The organism is Thalassospira sp. NFXS8, from assembly GCF_040148805.1.
Classification (GTDB): domain Bacteria; phylum Pseudomonadota; class Alphaproteobacteria; order Rhodospirillales; family Thalassospiraceae; genus Thalassospira.
In genome coordinates this window covers 102,222-123,322 of the sequence record NZ_JAGEMF010000004.1, presented here as the reverse complement: position 1 = coordinate 123,322, position 21,101 = coordinate 102,222, and the positions used below count along the sequence as shown (strand labels likewise).

General features: G+C 52.7%; 15 protein-coding genes and 1 tRNA gene. 5 read left to right on the top strand and 11 right to left on the bottom strand.

Features of this window, described 5'->3' with window-relative positions; genetic code table 11:
- Positions 1-2: 2 nt before the first annotated feature.
- Genes J4E05_RS19480 through J4E05_RS19465 form a run of 4 tightly spaced genes read right to left on the bottom strand, consistent with a single transcriptional unit; the run spans position 3 to position 4,901 of the window.
- The gene (locus J4E05_RS19480) at positions 3-1,091 is read right to left on the bottom strand and encodes an MBL fold metallo-hydrolase (RefSeq protein ID WP_349599132.1); all 1,089 of its coding nucleotides are present in this window, start codon (positions 1,089-1,091) and stop codon (positions 3-5) included.
- The gene (locus tag J4E05_RS19475; RefSeq protein ID WP_349599129.1) at positions 1,091-2,206 is read right to left on the bottom strand and encodes an ABC transporter ATP-binding protein; all 1,116 of its coding nucleotides are present in this window, start codon (positions 2,204-2,206) and stop codon (positions 1,091-1,093) included. Before J4E05_RS19475 ends, J4E05_RS19480 begins: the two co-directional genes overlap by 1 nt.
- The gene (locus J4E05_RS19470; RefSeq protein WP_349599126.1) at positions 2,194-3,921 is read right to left on the bottom strand and encodes an ABC transporter permease; all 1,728 of its coding nucleotides are present in this window, start codon (positions 3,919-3,921) and stop codon (positions 2,194-2,196) included. The genes J4E05_RS19475 and J4E05_RS19470 overlap by 13 nt, the downstream gene beginning before the upstream one ends.
- Positions 3,921-4,901, bottom strand: coding sequence for an ABC transporter substrate-binding protein (locus J4E05_RS19465; protein WP_349599123.1), 981 nt, complete (start codon positions 4,899-4,901; stop codon positions 3,921-3,923). Before J4E05_RS19465 ends, J4E05_RS19470 begins: the two co-directional genes overlap by 1 nt.
- A 216-nt stretch (positions 4,902-5,117) precedes the next feature.
- Between J4E05_RS19465 and J4E05_RS19460 the strand changes: the two genes are divergently transcribed.
- The gene (locus tag J4E05_RS19460; RefSeq protein ID WP_349599120.1) at positions 5,118-5,891 is read left to right on the top strand and encodes a DeoR/GlpR family DNA-binding transcription regulator; all 774 of its coding nucleotides are present in this window, start codon (positions 5,118-5,120) and stop codon (positions 5,889-5,891) included.
- A 41-nt stretch (positions 5,892-5,932) separates the two neighbouring features.
- Here the strand turns inward: J4E05_RS19460 and J4E05_RS19455 are convergent, their stop codons facing one another.
- Positions 5,933-6,712 (bottom strand): class II glutamine amidotransferase, encoded by a 780-nt coding sequence (locus J4E05_RS19455; RefSeq protein WP_085589044.1) that lies wholly within the window; start codon positions 6,710-6,712, stop codon positions 5,933-5,935.
- Between the two features lie 565 nt (positions 6,713-7,277).
- Between J4E05_RS19455 and J4E05_RS19450 the strand changes: the two genes are divergently transcribed.
- Positions 7,278-7,353: transfer RNA gene (locus J4E05_RS19450), tRNA-Thr, on the top strand.
- Between the two features lie 624 nt (positions 7,354-7,977).
- Complete coding sequence (locus J4E05_RS19445) at positions 7,978-9,252, top strand: RNA polymerase sigma factor (RefSeq protein WP_349599117.1); 1,275 nt, start codon at positions 7,978-7,980, stop codon at positions 9,250-9,252.
- 154 nt (positions 9,253-9,406) lie between these two features.
- On the opposite strand, the gene J4E05_RS19440 is transcribed toward J4E05_RS19445, so the two are convergent.
- The 3 genes from J4E05_RS19440 to J4E05_RS19430 all read right to left on the bottom strand — a co-directional run bounded on the left by J4E05_RS19440 (position 9,407) and on the right by J4E05_RS19430 (position 13,260).
- A complete protein-coding gene (locus J4E05_RS19440) occupies positions 9,407-10,711 on the bottom strand; it encodes an adenylate/guanylate cyclase domain-containing protein (protein ID WP_085589050.1) in 1,305 nt (434 codons plus the stop codon).
- 147 nt (positions 10,712-10,858) lie between these two features.
- Positions 10,859-12,538 carry an ATP-binding protein gene (locus J4E05_RS19435; RefSeq protein WP_349599114.1) on the bottom strand — a complete coding sequence of 560 codons (1,680 nt, stop codon included), beginning with the start codon at positions 12,536-12,538 and terminating at the stop codon, positions 10,859-10,861.
- Positions 12,535-13,260, bottom strand: coding sequence for a response regulator (locus J4E05_RS19430; protein WP_085589052.1), 726 nt, complete (start codon positions 13,258-13,260; stop codon positions 12,535-12,537). Before J4E05_RS19430 ends, J4E05_RS19435 begins: the two co-directional genes overlap by 4 nt.
- A gap of 206 nt (positions 13,261-13,466) precedes the next feature.
- Between J4E05_RS19430 and J4E05_RS19425 the strand changes: the two genes are divergently transcribed.
- Positions 13,467-14,183, top strand: a complete 717-nt coding sequence (locus tag J4E05_RS19425) for a hypothetical protein (RefSeq protein WP_349599111.1) — start codon at positions 13,467-13,469, stop codon at positions 14,181-14,183.
- Positions 14,184-14,437: 254 nt separating this feature from the next.
- Positions 14,438-14,923, top strand: a complete 486-nt coding sequence (locus J4E05_RS19420; RefSeq protein ID WP_349599108.1) for a GNAT family acetyltransferase — start codon at positions 14,438-14,440, stop codon at positions 14,921-14,923.
- A 252-nt stretch (positions 14,924-15,175) separates the two neighbouring features.
- On the opposite strand, the gene J4E05_RS19415 is transcribed toward J4E05_RS19420, so the two are convergent.
- The 3 genes from J4E05_RS19415 to asnB form a co-directional block, all read right to left on the bottom strand.
- Entirely contained in the window at positions 15,176-17,062 is a 1,887-nt protein-coding gene (locus J4E05_RS19415; RefSeq protein WP_349599105.1) for a Na/Pi cotransporter family protein, read from the bottom strand.
- Positions 17,063-17,209: 147 nt separating this feature from the next.
- Positions 17,210-18,784, bottom strand: coding sequence for a glycerol-3-phosphate dehydrogenase (gene glpD, locus J4E05_RS19410; protein WP_349599102.1), 1,575 nt, complete (start codon positions 18,782-18,784; stop codon positions 17,210-17,212).
- 356 nt (positions 18,785-19,140) lie between these two features.
- The gene (gene asnB, locus J4E05_RS19405) at positions 19,141-21,081 is read right to left on the bottom strand and encodes an asparagine synthase (glutamine-hydrolyzing) (RefSeq protein ID WP_349599100.1); all 1,941 of its coding nucleotides are present in this window, start codon (positions 21,079-21,081) and stop codon (positions 19,141-19,143) included.
- Positions 21,082-21,101: the final 20 nt, after the last annotated feature.

Sequence of the window (21,101 nt, the reverse complement as noted above, 5' to 3'; positions counted from 1 at the left end):
CCTTACAGATAAAACCGGTCCGATAGCTGTAACCGGCCTTCAAATCCTTCGACAAGGCCGAATTCCTCGGGACGGGTGCAAAATAACGGAACGATCTGTAAGGCATGGCAGTTTTGGGCCAGTTCAACCACATCACGCAAACGCGGATGCACGTTCCAGCGGTGAAACTCGCCCTTGCCTTCTGCGAAAATCCTGCGGGCCGTTTCTGACATGTGGCCAGTATAAATCACCTTGGCATCCTGCCCCAAACGCCCCTGTTCCTGCCATTTGCGGGTAATTTCGCCCGATGCCCCCCTGGTGCCACACGGCGAATGGCACAATAACAGTTTGGCCTGGGGGTTAAATTCGCGGGCCTTAAGGCTAAGGCGGCGTAAATCGGCAATAGCTTCGGAACTTACAAAGTCCTGCCCGCCCGGCGTTAAAACCTGCTGAACCCGGCCATAACAGCGCATGTCCATCGTCCAGTCCGCCAGCCCGTGGCGTTCAAACAACAGAGCCATTTCAGCAGCCCGGCCACTGGGTGGAACCGGAAACAGAATTTGCCCCTCAAACCCGGCAACAGCACCTAACAAACCATCAATACGATCACGCTGTGACACATTATCCATGCCATAAGATGCATCACACAAAATCGTCGCGGCATCGGGGGCCTGATCATATAAAAAATAGTCGGATTCCGTGCAAATATCGCCCGTATAAAGCACGCCGCCGCCCACATCAAAATGCAGCCACACCCCGCCAAATGCATGGCCGGTACGCCCGGTGGTCACGGTAACGCCATCAACCTGAATTTCTCCAAAAGCAGGCAAAATGTTCACATCGGCCCCCACAGGCAAGGCTTTGGCGGTCACAGCGGTACAATAAATTGGCAAACCGGCCTCGACGGCATAATGCGCAGCGCCGATATGGTCCACATGATCATGTGAAATGAAAACGGCGTTAACTTTGGTCAGCCATGCCGGGTCAAACCCCGGTTCATTTTCCAGTCCATCGCCACAATCAAGCAGCCAGCGCCGGTTCAAAAAATCCAGCCGGATACAGGCCGGGGCTTTTTCGCCCAAACCCGATAACACACGAATACCCGCCGCCATTATGCAGCCTCCTGGCGTGAAAAGACCCAACCATCGCGGATCGACAATGAAATTTGTTCCCCAATACGCGCCCGTTGATCGGCATAAACCGGCACGGAATGCTGGCCATCAAGACGGACCATCAGGCGAAACCGCCCGCCCAGGTAAACGCAGTCATCCACCATCCCAGCAAGCGTACCCTGTGTATCAACACTGACATCTTCCGGGCGCAAACACAGGCCTAAAACCGGCTCCAAACCATCATTCGACGGCCTGTCGATATTGCCTTGGCCCAAACAGTGATAACTTGCCGCATGACTGATCCGGGCCATTACATCGGCATTGCCGATACGCACGGCACATCGACCCTCGCCCTGCATCGTTAACTCACCCACCGGCAAAACGGCCCCGGCCCCAACAAAACCGGCAACCATATGATCATTCGGTTCACGGTACAGGGTTTCAGGGGCGGCCATCTGGCGGATATGCCCGCGATCCATCACGGCAATCCGGTCTGCCATCCCCATGGCTTCGGCCTGATCATGGGTTACGTAAATCATGGTGGCGCCAGTCCGGCGATGAAAATCCAGAAAGGCCTGCTGCATGGTTTCACGCAAATGCACATCCAGGTTCGCCAGCGGTTCATCTAACAACACCGCACGCGGTTCCATCACCAGGCAACGGGCCAGGGCCACACGCTGGCGTTGCCCGCCGCTCAGCTCGGTGGGGGAACGATCCGCATAATCGCCCAGCGATACAATCGCCAACGCATCGCGAATGCGCCTTTCACGATCCGCGCGCGATAATTTACGCACTTCAAGCGGATACCCCACATTACGTGCCACCGACATATGCGGCCAAAGCGCATAGGACTGAAACACAATGCCCAGGTTGCGATCTTCAGGCGCGACCATAATGTTTGCTGCGGGGTTGGCGACCGCCTGCCCGGCCAGCGAGATGACACCGCCATCGGGTTCTTCGAACCCGGCCAACAGGCGCAACAATGTGGTTTTGCCACAGCCCGATGGCCCCAACAGGGCCACAAATTCACCGTCGGCAATGTTTAACGACACATTATTAACGGCATGATAGTCACCAAATGTTTTGGTCACATTGCTTAAATTTATGTCTGCCACGGTATAACTCCCTTGGGCAGATGACGCGATGCCAGTTGAAACCCGGTCATCAGGGCAACAACAACGTTCACGACCAGCACAGCCACGGCCGATGCCATGACGCTGTCGCCACTATCATCAAGATTGAAAATCAGAACACCCAGCGTTTCATTGCCTGCCGACCATAAAAGGGCCGAAACAGTCAGTTCGTTAAACGCGGTTAAAAACACCAACAATGCGCCTGCGGCAGCCGCAGGTGCGGCAAGGGGCAACAAGATATCGCGCAACCGCCGCCCCACCCCGGCCCCACAAGCCTGGGCGGCTTCTTCCAGTGCGGGGTCCAACTGTAAAAAGCTGTTCATCACCGGGCGCAAGGCAATTACCAAAAACCGCGCCAAATAGGCGACAAAGATAATTGCCAGCGTGCCATACAAACTGACATTCAAAACCGGAATGCGGATAAACAGCAAAATGCACGCGATGGCCAGCACCACGCCAGGCAAGGCATAGGGGATTTCGACCAGCAAATTAATCACGCGGGTTAACGGTGTCGGGCGGCGGACAATAATATAGGCCAGTGGCAAACACACCCCAACCAGCACAATCGCCGCCCCCACCGATAACATCAGACTGTTTTGAAAGGCACGCATGGTAGCGGGTTGCACAAACAGCACCTGATAAAAGGCATCAAAACTGAAATTATCCAGACCAAGGCGCACGCCAAAAGCAGGCACCAGCGATGTTGCCACCAGCGCCATCAGCGGCACCACCAAAATGGCAACCAGAACGCTCCACAATACAATTTCAATCACAATGCGGCGGCGGCCCAGCTTGATGTCTAATGGCCTGCCGACCACGCCCATCAAACGGTAATCGCGTTTGCTCAGCAAGCGATGGTGCAAAATCACACCGGCGACCGCAATCACACCAATCAGCATGGCCAGCACCGATACCTCGCCCAGCGCCGAGGGGCCAAAACTGGAAAGTTTACGATAAATAAGGGTGGGCAAGGTAATGTAATTGCCCGGAATGCCCAGCATGGCCTGAATGCCGAAATTACCCAGTGCCGTCACAAAGGCCATGGCCGTGCCCGCAATCAGGCCGGGGCTGGTCAGCGGCAAAATCACCTGCCACCACAGCCGCCCGCCCCGCGCCCCGGCCAGCCGTGCGGCTTCGACCTGTTCGCGCGGTAACAGGCGCAAATTAGCCCGCAGGGTTAAAAATACAATTGAAGCATGCTGAATGCCCAACAACAGGGCAATCCCCTCGGCCGAATAAAGCGGCTGGGCCGACCCCATTGCAGGGGCCATACCAATGGCATTTAAAAGTGCACTGCTTGGCCCGGTTAATTGCACCCAGGCTAGGGCGGTAATTTGCGGCGGGATCATCATCGGGATCATGAAACAAAAAACCAGAGCCGCCTTGGCGCGGATATCTGTCAAGGCCACCAAAAAGGCAAACGCCCCGCCAATCAGCAAGGATATAAGAGTTCCCAATGCCGCCGTGTAAAGACTATGCGCCGTTGCCTGCCATGTCTGGCTGCTTTGCGCCACATCGCGCAAATAATCCAGGCTGGGCGTTCCTTGCACAAACAGGCCTTCGGTCGCCAGGCGAACCATGGGTAAAACCGAAATAATAATTACCGGCACAAACAACAAAGGCAGCAACCGGCCCGAAAACCGGTTGCTTCCCATTTGCAGGCCGGATGCTGCTTTCGCGCGTCCGACAGCCGACATTATTCTGCCCCGAACATCTCTGCGAATTTCTTCTTGTTCGCGTCGGCATTTTTCAGGGCAACAGCCGGGTTAAATGCCATCAGCTTGATGTCCTTGCGCGCCGGGAAACCGGCAGGCATACCCATGTCGTTACGCGCCGGGATATAGCCCATATCTTTCACCAGCTTCTGACCTTTTTCCGACAGAACAAAGTCAACAAACTTGTGTGCGGCTTCAACATTTTTGGCGGTTTTCAAAATCGCCACCGGTTCGGTCACATAGGTAACGCCTTCGCTGGGGAATACAAAATCGACCGGCGAGCCCGCAGCCTTGCCGCGCAGGGCAAGGAAATCCACCACAACACCATAAGGTTTTTCACCCGATGCCACAGCCTTGAACGTGCCGCCATTGCCACCTTGCGCCCGGGCATTGTTATCGGCCAGGGCCCGATAATAATCCCAACCCAGATCGGGGTTCTCAGTCAGTGTGGAAAGATGGATCAGGGCCGCACCTGAATAAAGCGGGCTGGGCATGGCAATCTGATTTTTAAGGGCCGGATCCGCCAGGTCTTTCCACGAAGTCGGCTTTTTGGACACACCGGTATTATAGACAATCCCGGTCGTGATCAGCTTGGTCGAATAATAATAGCCGGCTTCATCATACAGGGCCGGGTCATAGGCACCCGCTTGCGGAGATTTATACGCCTGAAGCTGGCCTTGTTGTTTCATACCTTCGAGTGTGACGGTATCGGCAATCAGCAACACGTCGGGCCGCGGATCACCTGCAGCAATTTCGGCCCCCAGTTTCGCCATCAATTTGGTGGTGCCATCACGCACCCAGTCCACTTCAATATCAGGGTACGCCGCCTTAAAGGCATCGACGGTGGTTTGGGCATCCTTGTTGGGCTGGCTGGTATAAAGAACCAGCTTTTCAGCAGCCTGCCCCACGATTGGCAACATCATTGTGGCCGACGCCACGGCAGCAAGAAGAACTTTACGCATGATCAACATCCCTTGGACCGGTTGAAACTTTTTGAAGGTTTCGTACGAAAACAACGTGAGGGGGACGCTACCGATATTTTCATAACAGTTGTGTGACAAAGCTGAGAATTAATTGTTTCAACAGCAATTACGGGGTTCTCAGCCGAATTTTTGCGCCGCTATAATCGGGAGTAAACGAAATGGAAACTTTCGTGTGAAAATAGAAAAGGTCTTTAAATGCCCCGTCCCGTGCCGATAGAAAACCGTCGCGACCGCATCGTGTCGCTGGTAAAATCCTGCGGCTTCATGGCTGTCGAGGAACTCGCACGCCGGTTTGACGTTTCCGTTCAAACCATCCGCACCGACCTGCGCGATCTGCAGGAACAGGGCCGCATTTTTCGCCGCCACGGCAAAGCCGGGCCCGCCCCGGTGCCCGACAATACCAGTTATGAAAAACGCGAGGTATGGAACCGCGATGGCAAACGCGCCCTTGCCGCCAAACTGATCGGCATCATTCCCGAAGGCTGCACCATTGCGATTGGAACAGGCACCACCGCCGAACTGGCGGCATCAAGCCTTGCCCGGCACCGCAACTTAACGGTGTTAACCAACAATCTGCATGTCGTGCTGACCCTGCAAAATGCGCCCGGCGTCACCTTACGGTTATCGGGGGGGACCATCCGTACGCGCGACCTTGATGTGATCGGTGCTGACAGTGCCGAGTTTTTTGGCTGCTATCGCGCCGATTTTGGCATTGTCAGTGTGGGCGGCATGAGCCCGGATGGCGATTTAATGGATTTCAACATGGACGAAGTACGCGCCAGGCGGGCACTGATACAGTGTTGCGACCATGCGATTTTGCTGGTTGATGACCGCAAAATGGGTCGCAAGGCCCTGTGCCGCGATGGCCATGCCAGCGATTTTGACACGGTTATTTTAAATGCCGCCCCGTCAGATATATTACAAACAAGGCTGGTGCAAAACCGCACCAGCCTGATTGTTGCGTCCTGATGGGAAATATCGATTACACCGGACCTAAAACCGGGCCTGGATCAGGCACATGCTCCCAACATCATATCCTTGGAAATGGTCAGATCACGTGTAACATGCAGACTTTGGTTACGATCCAGGGCAATCCAGCTGGCGCTTTCGGCATCTAGCGGCTCGGATACCACAATCACCTGATTACCCCGTTTACGGTAATAAAGCGATGGAGGCTTATCATCGCTGGCATAGCGAACTGCACACAGGCTTTCGCCATCACTTAAACAGGCGGTAAAGCGAAACGGGGCTTCGATATCATGCCGACGCATTGCGCTTTCCACCATTTCAATTGCCTTGCGAACAGCGCGGTGGGCATCAAGCTCCAACCCGAAACTCAGCATCAAATAAAAAATCAGTTCGCTATCGGTCGTACCCTGGCGCGAACAATAATATTTATCGTCAATCAAGGCTTCGAGTTCGCGACGAACCAGTTTGTAATCGCCAATCTGCCCATTATGCATGAACAGGTATTTGTCATAGGCAAACGGATGACAATTGGACCGGCTGGTGCCTGTCCCCGTCGACGCGCGCACATGCGCAAAGAACAGGCCCGATTCAATATTATGCGCCAGTGATTGCAAATTCGCGTCGTTCCAGGCGGGTAAAATTTCGCGATACAAGCCAGGTGTTTGACGGTCTCCGTACCAGCCAATACCAAAACCATCACCGTTGGTTGGCGTCTTGGCTTCCTCCGCATGCAGGCTTTGCGCAACAAGGGAATGTTTGGGTTCAAAAACCAGACTGTCGAGGTAAACAGGTTCCCCGATATAGCTCAGCCAACGGCACATATAGTTATTCTCCCCGATTTTTACCCGGCATTATCAGGATAAGGTGCCTATCTATGCCGTCAAACTACAGCGCGGTCAATGTTCTATAACCCTTCAAAACCGCATTGTCCCGCATGGCTGCCATGAGACCTGCCTGTCAGACTTTGATAACGGCTTGGAACCAAATTTTCTAATATTTGCGTCCCCTTTCTGGCACTGGCAATAGCCGCTAAAACCCGATGCAGGATCGCATTTGTAACTTTGGCGTAAATCCGGCCTGAAACATCCAATAAACATCGACTGTCATGCCAAAATCTGCGGCAAATGTTATTGAGGAGTCCCGGCATCAATATCTGATCACAATAGTGCCTGCCAAGGCAGGTACAACTTAGTTGCCACAAGAACCATCATATGATTGGTACAAAAATATTGGCGAAAACAACTACGATGCCTCACGCGCAATAACTCAGACTATAGATCAATTGTCCATCGCGTGGGCATTCACAACATCATGTGCAAAAACACAAATAAAGCACTTGCCATGTACCCATATTATCCGTATTTTCCGCGCCACAAAGTGAGTCGTGCTGGTGTAGCTCAGCTGGTAGAGCGGCGCATTCGTAATGCGTAGGTCGTAGGTTCAAATCCTATCACCAGCACCACTTTGAACAAAAGACCCGCTCTTACGCAGTAGTGCTGCGTTTTGGCGGGTTTCTTTTTGTCTGATTGGCAAAAATGGTGCGCAATCGACATTCTTTATCCGGCAAGCGAATGAAGCACGAACACCCTGGCCCGCGAAAATGCAGCAACCTCATTAAATAAAAATAATGCTCAGGAACATAGCTGCACCCACAATGTGAAGGGCGTTTAACGCCTAATGGCCCCTGTACGGCCATGTCACAAATTGGCGCGATCAGCGTCAATAATGGAAACTTTTTCGCAGCTTTTTCTCGCTCGAATGGCACGACATAAATAGCCGTATCCAACGAATACGCACACAGCTGCAACTGCGGCGTTGTACCATTCCCTACGTAGCCACTTTGATCCGTGTGGGGCTGATCACCTCAAAATAGATTCGCCCTCAAAAACATCTGACAGAGAACACTTAGCAACCTAAGCCACAATTTGTTGGTCAAACGCCGAAAAAACACCGGAAAACCAGCCAAAAAACAACCTATACGAGTAAAATATAAAAAATATCACAATTAAGATTGTAGCCCGTCATACTTGATAACAAATACAGCAAGCAACTTTTAGTTGTATTTCAGATCAGGGGAGATTTCGTGGTGGGTGACCTTAACCGTAACAAGTTTCTTGTACCCTTAACCGAGAACGAAACCGCCTTTGCCGAGGCGCTGCAAGATGCACTGGCAAAAGCACTGGGGCACGGCGAACACAAAATAACATCGATCTGGGCCCATCTTGCGCCACCGGTTCGCAAACGATTAGCATGCGATTTTGTCGCAGGTGTCAGCACACATGCCAACAATCATTTTAAAAAAGCACCCGGCGCAGCACATTCGACGCAAGGCATAGTGACGCAACCGGTTACAATTGAAGCAATCCCCCCTTGCGCGCCGGTAACAGCCGTTGACGACCTTGATCGGCCTCCTTTTTTCCCCCGTATGCAACCGGACACAACACCGCTCATTCCGCCTCAAAATGTGACTGATGGCCCATATGATCGTGGCAATCGTTACGCCGAGCATTTAGCAGCGCGGGCATATGGTCTTGCAACGCCGGTTGAGGTGATACCGGTTGATTTCACGTCTCGCCCCGGTTCCGATATTGCGGCGGTGCCAGACCGCACACATGCCACACGCCCGACATTGATTGAGCCCCGAAAATCGGCTGGTTACGGCAAGGACCAGGGCCCGCAAATTAATGCCACCCGCACCGAAACAGCCATTAAAATTGCAGTTAAACCGGCAATATCGAAATCAGCGGAAACACCGGCCACGCCCGGAATATCAGACGATATTCAGCCATCCGCAACATCCACGCAATCCTTGCACACGGCACATCCCGGCCTGCCGCCAACAGCACCTAATTTCTGGCCCCTGTGGATTGACCAAAAGGACGGCCTGTTGCGCCAATGCCTGAAGCTGATGTCGGGGAATATGGACGATGCCCAGGACGCCCTGTCGGAAGCCATGGTCAAGGCATCGGTTAAATTTGAAGAATCGATAGATGAAATTCGCAATCATCGGGCGTGGCTGTCGCGCATTGTTCATAATGCCTGCATCGATTTGCACCGCCAAAACAAACGCAAAGCCGAATATCATGAAGACGCACATAGCACCGCTAACGATGCCATGCCGGTCATTTCCCATCGCAATATGACCACACCGGAACAAAACGCCCTGACCGGCGAAATGTTTGCCAATCTGGACAAGGCATTATCCGAACTACCGGAAAAATTGCGTCGTCCACTTTTGATGCGATGTGTGCAGGATCAAAGTTATGATGAAATCGCTGATCATTTGGGCCTAAGCAACTGCGCCGTTCGCAAACGGGTACAACTTGCCCGGGATCAATTGCGGGAATGTGAAATTCGCTAAAGCACTTTTCTGATAGTAATATTTATCGCGCCTCTGCCGGCACATGCGCCAGCAAACGACATCTCATAAAACAGGCCTAAAACGCCATATGGCGATGGAGCAATCCATCGCCATATCTTTTTGTCATTTATCCGAAGACATAAAGCACGTGGAATTATCCAGCGCGCAACAGTTCCAAACGCTGACAGGCTTCTTTAAAATCAGGAGCAAACAACGTTAATTTCGTTCCCGTTCCCTGCAATTCATATTCGCCAATATTTTCGGTCGGGCAGGAAATGTATTTGGCAACAGGTGCACTTACCAATACCCGCTTACCAAGCTGTTTCGTCAGTTTTTCAATCCGGGATGCTTCATTCGCCGCACGCCCGACAACGGTAAAATCAACCCGTTCCTTAACCCCGACATTGCCATATACGACATCCCCGACATGCATACCCAAACCATAATCAAATTCCGGCAGGCCCTGATCTTCACGGCCAACATTGAGGTTGTCGATATTCATCTGGGCTTCAGCCGCAGCATAAAGGGCGGCATGACAAGCCTGTTCAAGGTCGCCTTCATCATCACGGATCGGGAAAATCGCCAATGTCGCATCGCCGATATAACGTAAAACCTGTCCGCCATGCGCTAAAACTGCACCCGCCGTTGCGGCAAAAAAGCTGTTCATTTGCTCTAAAAACGCGTCATCGCCAACATGGGCGGCCATCGCTGTTGAATTGCGCATATCGGAAAACCAGATCACAGCGCGGGTTTTGGTGCTGTCACCCAGTTTGATTTGCCCGTCCCGAACACGATGACCGGCATCAGACCCCAAATAGGTTTCAAGAATGGTTTTGGTTTCATCATGCATGATACGCATTTTGCAGGTCACAGCGAACCGGCGCTGTATGGCCGACAGGATCGCCAGATCTTCGTCCGTAAACCCGCTTGGGCGGCTGGTAAGGTAGGTCATAAAGATGCGGTTTTCGCCCAGTTCGCTGTCGCGATCGGTGGTAAAAGGCGTTACCAGCGCCAGATAGTCGGTACCGCTAAGTTCACGAAAAGATTTTAAAACCGGAAAATCCAGAATGGCACCAGGACCGATCAAATGACGGCGTAAAAACGTAACACCATTATCGATCATCCATTTCATAGGGCTTTCAACCCAGTCCGGGTTATTTTCACGAACACCAAGATGAAACGACCGCTCAACCTGACCTGTGGGTTTTGACCAGATATAACTGACCCCTTCATATAGGGGGTGCAAGGTTTTAAAGCCCACCATAACCCGGTCTATCGGCAACCCGGCAGCAACAAGACGCGACACCATACCGGAAATCACTTCGTCGATATCGGTATCCTGTAATGCACTTTCCATCAGCCAATCATTGACAGACCGCACAAACCCGCCGCCCGAAAGAGCCGAATTTGTTCCCGGCAACGATGTCACATTGCCAAAATGCTTGCTCTGCTGCGCCATCGGCACGCTCCGTCCTACATGTTTTCATTTTTGTTACACCGCTTAAATGGTCGAAACACCAAAAAGCGCAATCACAAATCCACAAAAGAATGGCAGCCATGCATAACCGGAACGGCCTGATCACATCAAACTGATGCAACAACCCGATCAGGCCTGCGCCCCTACCGGAGCAGGCAAATAAATACGGGCGCGCAAACCACCCTGACTGGAATCTTCAAGATATATCTCACCACCATGCGCCCGAACGGCCGTTCTTGCAATTGCCAATCCCAGGCCAATCCCGCCGGTTTCCTGATTGCGCGATTCCTCCAACCGAAAAAACGGCTCGAAGACACGTTCACGTTGATCCGCCGGAATACCGGGGCCATCATCACATACATTAATCCACAGGCCGCCGTCTTGCGCACCAACTACAGAGACAAAAACATTGGTCCCATAAGCCAACCCGTTTGCCAGCAAATTACCCAGGGCCCGCTTGATCGACAATGGACGGCAGGCATAGGAAAAATGCTCAATCCCGGTTTCAAATGTCACCGCATGGCCGGTTTCTTCAAGATCAGCACAACATGCCTCGACCAACGCCACCAGATCGATCTTACGGGTTTTTTCATCGGCAGTTTCTTCACGGGCAAATGTCATGGCAGCAGCAACCATTTGCTCCATCTCGTTTAGGGTTTCAATAATTTTGCGCCGGTTTTCCGGGTCTTCGACAAATTCGGCACGTAAACGCAAACTGGTAATCGGCGTACGCAAATCATGCGAAATCGCGGCCAACATCCGGGTGCGATCTTCGACAAAACGCTTAAGGCGTGCCGTCATCTGGTTAAAGGCACGCGCAGCATGACGAATTTCCAGTGGTCCCTTTTCGGCAACCGGTTCGGGGAAATCACCGCGCCCCACCCGATCGGCTGCAACGGCAAGCGCCTTCCAGGGCCGGGTGATGCGCCGGGCAACAAAAAACGCAATAATCCCAATTAAAACAGCCGATAAAGCAACCCGCACAATACTTTGAAACACAACCCACGGCGGGGCCGAAAAATTATTGATCCGGGCGTCAAGCCAAATGGTCGGGCTGACAATGGTGGTTTGAGAAACAATATCATCATCATCGGTATGAACATTGACATCGGGTTTATTACCAGGAAAACCACCTTGTACTGCGGAGCGTCCGGTACTGGCAGGTGCCAGATCCAATGCCGCATCCTCCCCGCCGTCAGAACCGGAATTGTCATTTCCCATGCCTGTCGCATCGCCGTCAAGCAGGCCAAAAATCGGGACGGCAACCCCCATCACCGGTGGGCCATCGCAGGAAATATTACTAAAAAAGCGCCGAAATTTCAGTTTTTTGTGTTCGTGTTTGTCTTTTTCGCTTTTGTCGGACTTTTCATAACGTTCTTCATCTTCACGCAGGCGTTGATGTTCGCGATGACGTTCCTGGCGACAATCGCTTTCCGACAAAAAACTGACATGGGCAGCAATGGGCGGGTTACCAAGGGCCGCATTCACCCGCTCGGACAACAGCCGGGTCACATCTGTTTTTTCGCTATAGATTACCGGCTTGCTTAGCAAACGCAGCTGGAATTGCGGGCTTTGCGCCACGCGCAACACATCGCGCCAGTTTTCGCGCGGGGTGGTTGCCAGGATACGCGAAATCGCGGCCACCCGCGACAATGCCCCGCCGCGCCGTTCCGACAACAGGGCATCATGGCGTTCTTCAGCCAGTAACACTGCCAGAACAACATGGGTCAAAATAACCGCGCCTAACAACAGGGCAATTAACTGTGCCGCCAATGTGCGCGGCCACAACCGAAACAAAACCCGTTTCATTGTGATACGGCATCCACTGTCAGCATATATCCCCCACCCCATACAGTTTTAATAATCACCGGGTTTTTGGGGTCCGGTTCAATCTTTTTGCGCAAACGACTTACCTGATTGTCAATACTGCGATCAAAGGGCGCAGCTTCGCGGCCCTTGGTAATATCCAGCAACTGATCACGGGTTAACACCATGCGTGGATGTTCAACAAAGGCATTAAGCAGGGCGAATTCTCCGGCACTAAGGGGCATTACCATGTCATCGTCATTGCGCAATTCATGGCGGTTGCGGTCCAGCACCCAGCGATCAAAGCACACCTCGCCCCCAGCCAGCGGGCGTTTGCGCCCCGTCGGCAGGCTTTGCGCCCGGCGCAACACCGCCTTGATCCGGGCCAACAATTCACGCGGATTAAACGGCTTGGCCAAATAATCATCCGCGCCCATTTCAAGGCCGATGATACGGTCGGTTTCCTCGCCAAGGGCGGTTAACATAACAACTGGCATGTCGTGGCTTTCGCGCAGCCATCGGCACAGGCTCAACCCGTCTTCGCCCGGCATCATCAAATCAAGCACCACCAGATCGGGCATAATTTCATCGGCCAGTAATTTGCGCATTTCCTTGCCATCGGCAGCCAACGTCACCCGATAACCATGCTGGCGCAAATAACGACCAATCAGATCACGAATATCGCGGTGATCATCAACGACCAGAATATGTGCTGTCTCCGACATCCGCTTTGTCCTGCTGTGAAGTATCATTACATGCAAACTTAACGCAGTAATCCCGCCGGGGATAACGATCAATTTGTATCAGACTGTCGCAAAACCGGGCATTGCGACAGTCTGCGACCATTTTACCCGTTTACCGGGATCATTTCGCGACATTTGTCAGGTTAGATGGCTTCGTCAAACGGTTCCCCCAACGTGACGAGGATAAAATGAACACAACCCGTAAACTGATGATGACTGCCACCGTTCTTGCTTTCACCCTGGGTGTAATCCCAACGGCATCGGCGCTGGCGCAAAACCGCCCCGATGATATGCGCAGCGAAATGCACGAAGGCATGCGCGGTGATTGTCAGGGCGGTAAATTTCATCATGGCGATTTTGACCAGAAAAAAGGCGGGTTCCCTGGCCATCACGGCATGATGAAAGCCATGAAGCGCGACACCCCGCTTTCAGTGGACGAAGCCCGTTTGTTAATCGACGCCATGTTATTGCGCCACGCCAATACCGACCTTAAAACCGGCAAGGTAGACGCCAGCAAAGACGGCAAGCAAATTACGCTGGGACTGGTGAATGCCAAAGGCGACATTGTGAAAAACATTACCCTGGATGCCTTTACCGGCCGCCCGGAACGGGGCGAGTTTCGGGAATTGCGTCACATGATGGGCAAACCTGACCGCAAGGACCGCTTTAACACCCAATATAGCACCGAGCAGATGGAAACCCTGACCAAAGCCATGATCCTGATGCGCGGCAAGGGCGACCTTGTGCTGGGCAAATTGACCGAAACTGACCGTGGCACCTATATCGCAACCATTACCAACAAAGGCGGCGACATTGTGCGCGAAGTTGAGCTTAGCCGCGTTACTGCTCGCCCGATCGACGGTCACCCGGCATTTGGCCCTGAGGGTGCACTGAAAAAGATGTAATCCTGCAGTTTGATTTTCATAAAAAAGAACCGCGACAACACCTTGCCAATCTTCACCCTGACCTCCCCCTCCGCTTTGCCCGTAAGGTGTGCATGGCTCTTTTTCGTCCGGTGTATCAACCCCAACCGATATGTCAAACCGGACAAACTGATGGCCCTGCTTTATGCAGGGCCATTCTTTTTACCCCTCACGCACAAGAATAATTGACGCCTTCGGTATTTCGGATAATTCTTTCTTTTTAGAAGGATCGCCCCATGACTGTTTCCGAAATTTCTGCCCACCCCAGAACCGCCCTGCTAGACGACATTCCCGCAATTACAACGCTTTGGCAGGAAACAAACCTGTATCGCCCCTATAATCCGCCCGCGTGGGATATTTCCTTTGCAATTAGTTCCGATAACGCAACCCTGCTGGTATGGGAAAATGTAAATGGCGTTATCATTGGCACCGTCATGATGGGCCATGATGGCCATCGCGGCTGGATTTATTACCTTTCGGTGGCCCCCGATTATCAAAAAACCGGGCTGGGGCGCCGTTTGATGCGACAGGGCGAAAACTGGCTACGTGAACATGGCGTATGGCGGATGCAGCTTATGGTGCGGTCCGAAAACGGCAAAGTTCAGGATTTTTACCGCCATCTTGGCTATCGGGCGCTGGATGTTACTGTAATGCAAAAAGACATCGACACGGCACCGGCCGATCGCGGTGCACCGTTTGAACCGCCCTTCAACGAAAACTGATTTATAATCACTGGCTTGGCGCAATTATCACGTTACCTTACGGATTATGCCCTAACGCATAATCCGGCCAGGCAACAAAGCCGTATCACCTGTCACCACGGCGCTTCCATACGGCTATTTTATTGCCATGCTCAGGCAACATGCAAAACCCTACTGATCAGGCAGGCTCCGGCATTGCGCAACACATAGCCTGTACCCGCAAATTGCCCCCGCAATTACCAGGCGCACACCACGGCACTTGGTCAGCCTGTTTTATTTTGCGGCCTCGGCACTGCTGGTGGATGCAGGTTCCGATAGGTTGTTTTTATTTTCGGCCAAATGCAGGGTGTTGCGCGCAATGCGCCGGGTACGGGTAAACAGCCGATGAATGCGTTCAATCACCGAAATTTCCAACCGGTACAGCTTCACATCTTCCTCGCTATTGCCGACCTTTTGCGCAATTAATAACTGCATATGGTCCAGCCGGGCGCTAAAAGCGGCCTTGCTGGCAATCAGGGCTTCGGCACGGGGGCCATCTTCATCGGCCAGCGCATGAAGGGCTGATTGCAATGCGGTTTCAGCATCGCGAAACAAAGTTATAAGGCCATCGGCGGTTTCACCATCAGGTTCGCGCCCCAGCCGGCTTAACCGGGTTAAAAGGTCTGCCAGTTCCTCGCTAACGATATCACCAATGGCTTCAAGGTTGTTGGCAACCGCAACCAGTTCTTCCAGTCGGGCGCGGTCGCCCGGGGCGGCATCTTCGTGACGCAGGCGCACGGCATAGGCCACGATTGCCTCCTGCAAGGCATCAACGCCGTCGTCCTGCTCGGCAATGCCTTGCAAATTGCGGGGATCGCGATGCAACAGGCAATGCCGGCCCTGTTGTGCCATGTCGCGCACAATATCGCCCATATGCAAAACTTCCTGCTTCATCACCGCCAACGCCGCCGCCGGGGTGTGGATCATATCATTATTCAGGTATTTTGGTTTTGCATCCAGGCTACGGCCAGATGCCGCATTATCTGGAACAATTCGCTTGATTAATCGCGCCATAATGGGTACGGCACCAATCATAAGCACAACATTCAAAATATTGAAAATGCTATGTGCATTGGCAATTTGCCGGGCGATGTCTTCGTGCCCGGCACCACTGGCAATGGCCCCGCCATGGCTTGGCGTAATATCGCGCACAATATCGGCCAGCAGCGGAATAAGCGGCAACCAGATTAAAACACCAACCACGTTAAAGGCAACATGGGCGATGGCCGTGCGCAATGCCTCGCGATTTTTGCCAATAGTACCTAATAAAGCCGTCACGCAGGTGCCAATGTTTGCGCCAAATATCAATGCGATGCCAGTATCAAGCGATAACAACCCTTGCCCGGCCAGCACAATAACAATACCGGTAGTTGCGGCACTGGACTGCACCAGGGCGGTAAACAGGGCGGCAATGGCAATGCCCAATACCGGGTTGGTCATTTGCGCCATAATGGTAATAAAGGGCTGATAATGGCGCAATGGCTCCATTGCTTCGCCCATCATGCCCATCCCGAAAAACAACAGGCCAAGGCCCAAAATGGCGCGCCCCAGCTGCACCCATCGTTCAATGCGAATAAAAAACATCGCCGCAAAACCGACCGCAATCAGGACCGGTGCAATTTCGTTAATTTGAAAGGCAATAATTTGCGCCGTCAGGGTACTGCCAACATTGGCCCCCATAATGACCGCGATGGATTGTTGCAGGGTCATTAACCCGGCAGATACAAATCCCACCACCAGCACCGTCGTTACCGATGATGATTGCAAAAGTGCCGTGATGACCGCCCCCGACACCACGGCAACAAACCTGTTGCGGGTCATTTTGCCCAAAAACAATCGCAGCTTAGAACCCGCCAGGACACGCAACGCCCCGGCCAAATGGTCCATGCCATATAAAAACAGGGCCAGCCCCCCCAAAAGCTGAACCACCATCCAGCCCTTGCGTAAGGTTTCGCCCCCCGTATTGGCGGTGCCCCCGGCGTTTTCCGCCACACCTGCACCTGGCCCCATTTGCGCCCATGCGTCAGCAACAAACGATGGCACCAGAATAAAGGCGCACAGCAAAAATAACGCCGCACAAGTCAAATGGCGGGCAGACGACGTGGCTGGCTTGAAACGCATTTGGAACACCCGCAAAACAAAATCTGATCCTCAATCTATAGATCAGGTTTGCCGTTCCGTTTGGAATAGATCAAATGCAACAGGAAATATATTTACCACCCCGCATTCTTGCGGGGTGGCATGAGCCTGCGGGTCATAGATTACCGGTTATTGGGCGGCCCGAACAAACTTACCATCCTGCGCCAGTCGTGCGCGCAGCCGGGAAATTTCGTTTTCGCTTAACCGCAAACCAAGTTTGGACCGCCGCCAGATCACATCTTCCACATCATGCGCCCATTCCTGATCAATCAGGTACTGTAATTCGGCTTCGTATAAACCCTGCCCATAATGCTGGCCCAAATCATCCAGGCTTCCGGCATCCGCCAAGATAACTGTTATCTTGCTGCCATAGGCCCGCAACAAACGATGCAACATGGTTTTTGGCAACCAGGGATAACGCTGGCCGTAATGATCAAGGGAAACATCAAAACCACCGGGTAAATCACCACCTGGCAACACGGCATTTTCCGTCCATGAAACATCATCGCGGTTAAGTTTTTTGCAAATGATCTGCAAGGCGTGCTCGGCCAGCTTGCGATAGGTGGTAATTTTGCCGCCAAAAATGTTCAAAAGCGGCGCATGGCCCGGCCCGTCATCCAGCTTCAGGGTATAATCACGCGATACCTTCGATGCGTTTTCGCTTTCACCACCATACAGCGGCCGCACCCCGGAATAGGCCCAGACAACCGTGTCCGGTGTAACCGGTTTTTTAAAATAGCTGGTTGCCAGTTCGCACAAATAGGCTGTTTCACCTTCGGTGATTTTCACCCTGGATGGATCGCCTTTATAGTCAATATCGGTGGTGCCGATCAGGGTAAAATCGCCCTGATAGGGAATGGCAAAAACAATGCGACCATCGGGGTTTTGAAAAATATAGCATTTGTCATGATCAAACAGTTTGGGCACCACAATGTGGCTGCCTTTAACCAAACGAATTGATGCTGTTTTTTGCGCATCCACCACACCATTTTGCGGATCAATCAGCGACGCACACCACGGCCCTGCAGCATTCACCAGCATTTTACCGCGCACAACACGGGCATCGCTGCCATCCTTGCCGCGCAAGGTAACGTCCCAGCCATCTGCATGACGCACCGCGCCAACACATTCTGTCCGGGTTAAAATTTCGGCCCCGCGATCACGCGCATCCATGGCATTCAGCACGACCAGACGCGCATCATCAACCCAGCAATCAGAATAAACAAACCCCTTGCGCAATTCCCCCTTTAAAGGTTGCCCGGCAGCATGGGTTCCCAGATTAATGCCTTCGCTGCCCGGCAGTTTTTTACGCCCGCCCAAATGATCATATAAAAACAGCCCCAACCGGATCATCCATGTGGGGCGCAATCCCGGCACATGGGGCAAAACAAAGCGCAAAGGCCAAATAATATGTGGCGCATTGCCCCACAAAACTTCGCGTTCCTTCAATGCTTCGCGCACCAGGCGAAATTCATAATGCTCCAGGTACCGCAACCCGCCATGGATAAGTTTGGTACTGGCCGAAGATGTCGCACTGGCAAGGTCGTTCATTTCGCACAGTAAAACACGTAAACCACGCCCGGCGGCATCACGCGCAATGCCGGTGCCGTTAATACCACCGCCAATAACCACAAGATCATAATCCTCGCCAGGGACGGGCCGGGTTTTAAGTGCTGAACCGGATTGCTGCGACGCGCTTGACATTGCCTTGACCTTGATAATTTTTCTGAATGAACGTTATTTATTTCATTTACGAACATTTTTCAAGATGGAGATTATGACATTTTGAAAGGCAGCACCGAATATCACCCTGTGGGATCTTCGCCATACGGCCTTGCAACACAACATTTTGGACGCACAAAGCACTGGAATTAGGCAGTTATCTTCTTGCGCGCAGGGCAATCTGCAAACCACCGACCACCAAAACGCAACCAAAATGTAATATTTCGAAAATATTTTCGGGAAACGCAAACCGTCACACGCAAAGGACATCTGCGCGCATATGCGGCATCAAACAGGCAGGAAAATATCAATCCGGCAGGGTAGAACCACCCTGCCCGCTATTGCCAGCGTTGCTGCCAGGCCGATAACATCAGGATCGACCATAAACGATGGGCATTATTGGTCGCCCCGCTTTGATGATCTTTCGTTGCCCGGTCGATTATTTTGCGATCAAGACCAAAATCGTCATACAGGGCGGGGCGGGCCAGTAAATCATTGGCCCAATCGCGCAGTGGCCCGCGCAACCACGCGGCTAATGGCACACCAAACCCGGTTTTGGGCCGGTTAATCAGCTCGTCGGGTACGTATTTGTGCAATATTCGGCGCAGGGCGATTTTCCCTACCCCGTCATCAATCTTTAAATGTGCTGGCAAACGCCAGCCAAATTCAATCACGCGATGATCAATCAGGGGCACGCGCACCTCAAGCGAGGCTGCCATCGACGCCCGGTCAACCTTGGTCAGCACATCGTCGACCATATACATCATCGTATCCATAACCTGCATCGACGACACATAATCAAGGTTACGATTGCGCGAAAATTTCTCGCCCGGCACATGAAAAGGTGCCGGCTTTTCACCATCATGGCCACCCGGGCGCAAGGTTGCCGGGTCCCACAATTCCAGCAGGGCAACATAACGGTCAATATCGTTGCCAATCGCCAGAAGCGGCGCGACCTTATGAATTTTATCACCAATCGTGCCCGCTTTACCGCCAATCGGCAAAACCGAACACACACGGTCCCACTGGCGCGGCGATAGCAGGGTCAAGGCACTGGCGATCTGCCGTGCACCAAACGGAATGGACTTTGCCGTTTTTGCCAGGTTTTTGGCCCATAAATAGCGATTATATCCGCCAAATGTTTCATCCCCGCCATCGCCCGACAGGGCCACGGTGACTTCCTTGCGCGTCAAAGTCGACATTAATGCCGTGGGGATGCCCGAACTGTCAAAAAACGGTTCATCATACATATCGGCCAGTTTGGGCACGATATTCAGGGCGTCATCGGCGGTTACATAAAGCTCGGTATGGTCCGTGCCCAAATGTTTTGCCACCGCACCGGCAAAGGCGGCCTCGTTAAAGGCCTCGTCTTCGAACCCGATGGAATAGGTTTTGACAGGGCGGTCCGATACCGACTGCATCAGGGCAACGATGGTCGATGAATCAATTCCGCCCGACAAAAACGCACCAAGGGGCACATCGGCCACCATTCGGCGTTGCACGGCATCACGCAGCAAATCTTCCAGGGCTTCAATCGCGCTATCGTCATCCCCGGCCCAGCGGTTGTTGCGGCCATTTAAAACCACATCTTCCATTGACCAGTAAACGGAATCACGAATTTGCCCATCGCTATCAATTTCAATCATATGACCGGGGCGCAATTGCCGCGTTTTGCGATATATCGATTGGCCCGACGGCACATACCCAAAGCGCAAATAAGCGTCAAGCGCCCCGCTATCCACATCACGCGGGCATACGCCACCCGCAACCAGTGCCTTTAATTCCGATGCAAAGCCAAATTTTCCGTCATGATGCGTCCAATATAACGGCTTGATACCCAGCCGGTCGCGGATCATGGTCAATTTACGATTTTGCCGGTCCCACAACACAATGGCGAACATGCCAATCAGCAATTTCAGGGTTTCGGCAATGCCCCAATGGGCAAAACCTTCCAATATCACTTCGCTGTCGGAATGGCCGCGCCAGGCAATATTGTGGCGGGTCAGTTTGGCGCGCAAATCCTCGGCATTATAAACTTCGCCATTATAGACCATTACATAACGGCCATCGGCGGAATGCATGGGCTGTTTGCCGGCATCGCTTAAATCAATAATTGCCAAGCGCCGTTGCCCCAGGGCAATTGCAGCGGCATCATCTACCCATACATCACCGCCATCGGGGCCGCGATGCAGCAAGGCAGTGTTCATGGCAGCAACCGTGTCGCCAAGGCTGCCGTGTTCTGATTGCTTTGGTATCCACAGGCCGGTAATACCGCACATAAAATGCCCCTGCTGCCCTG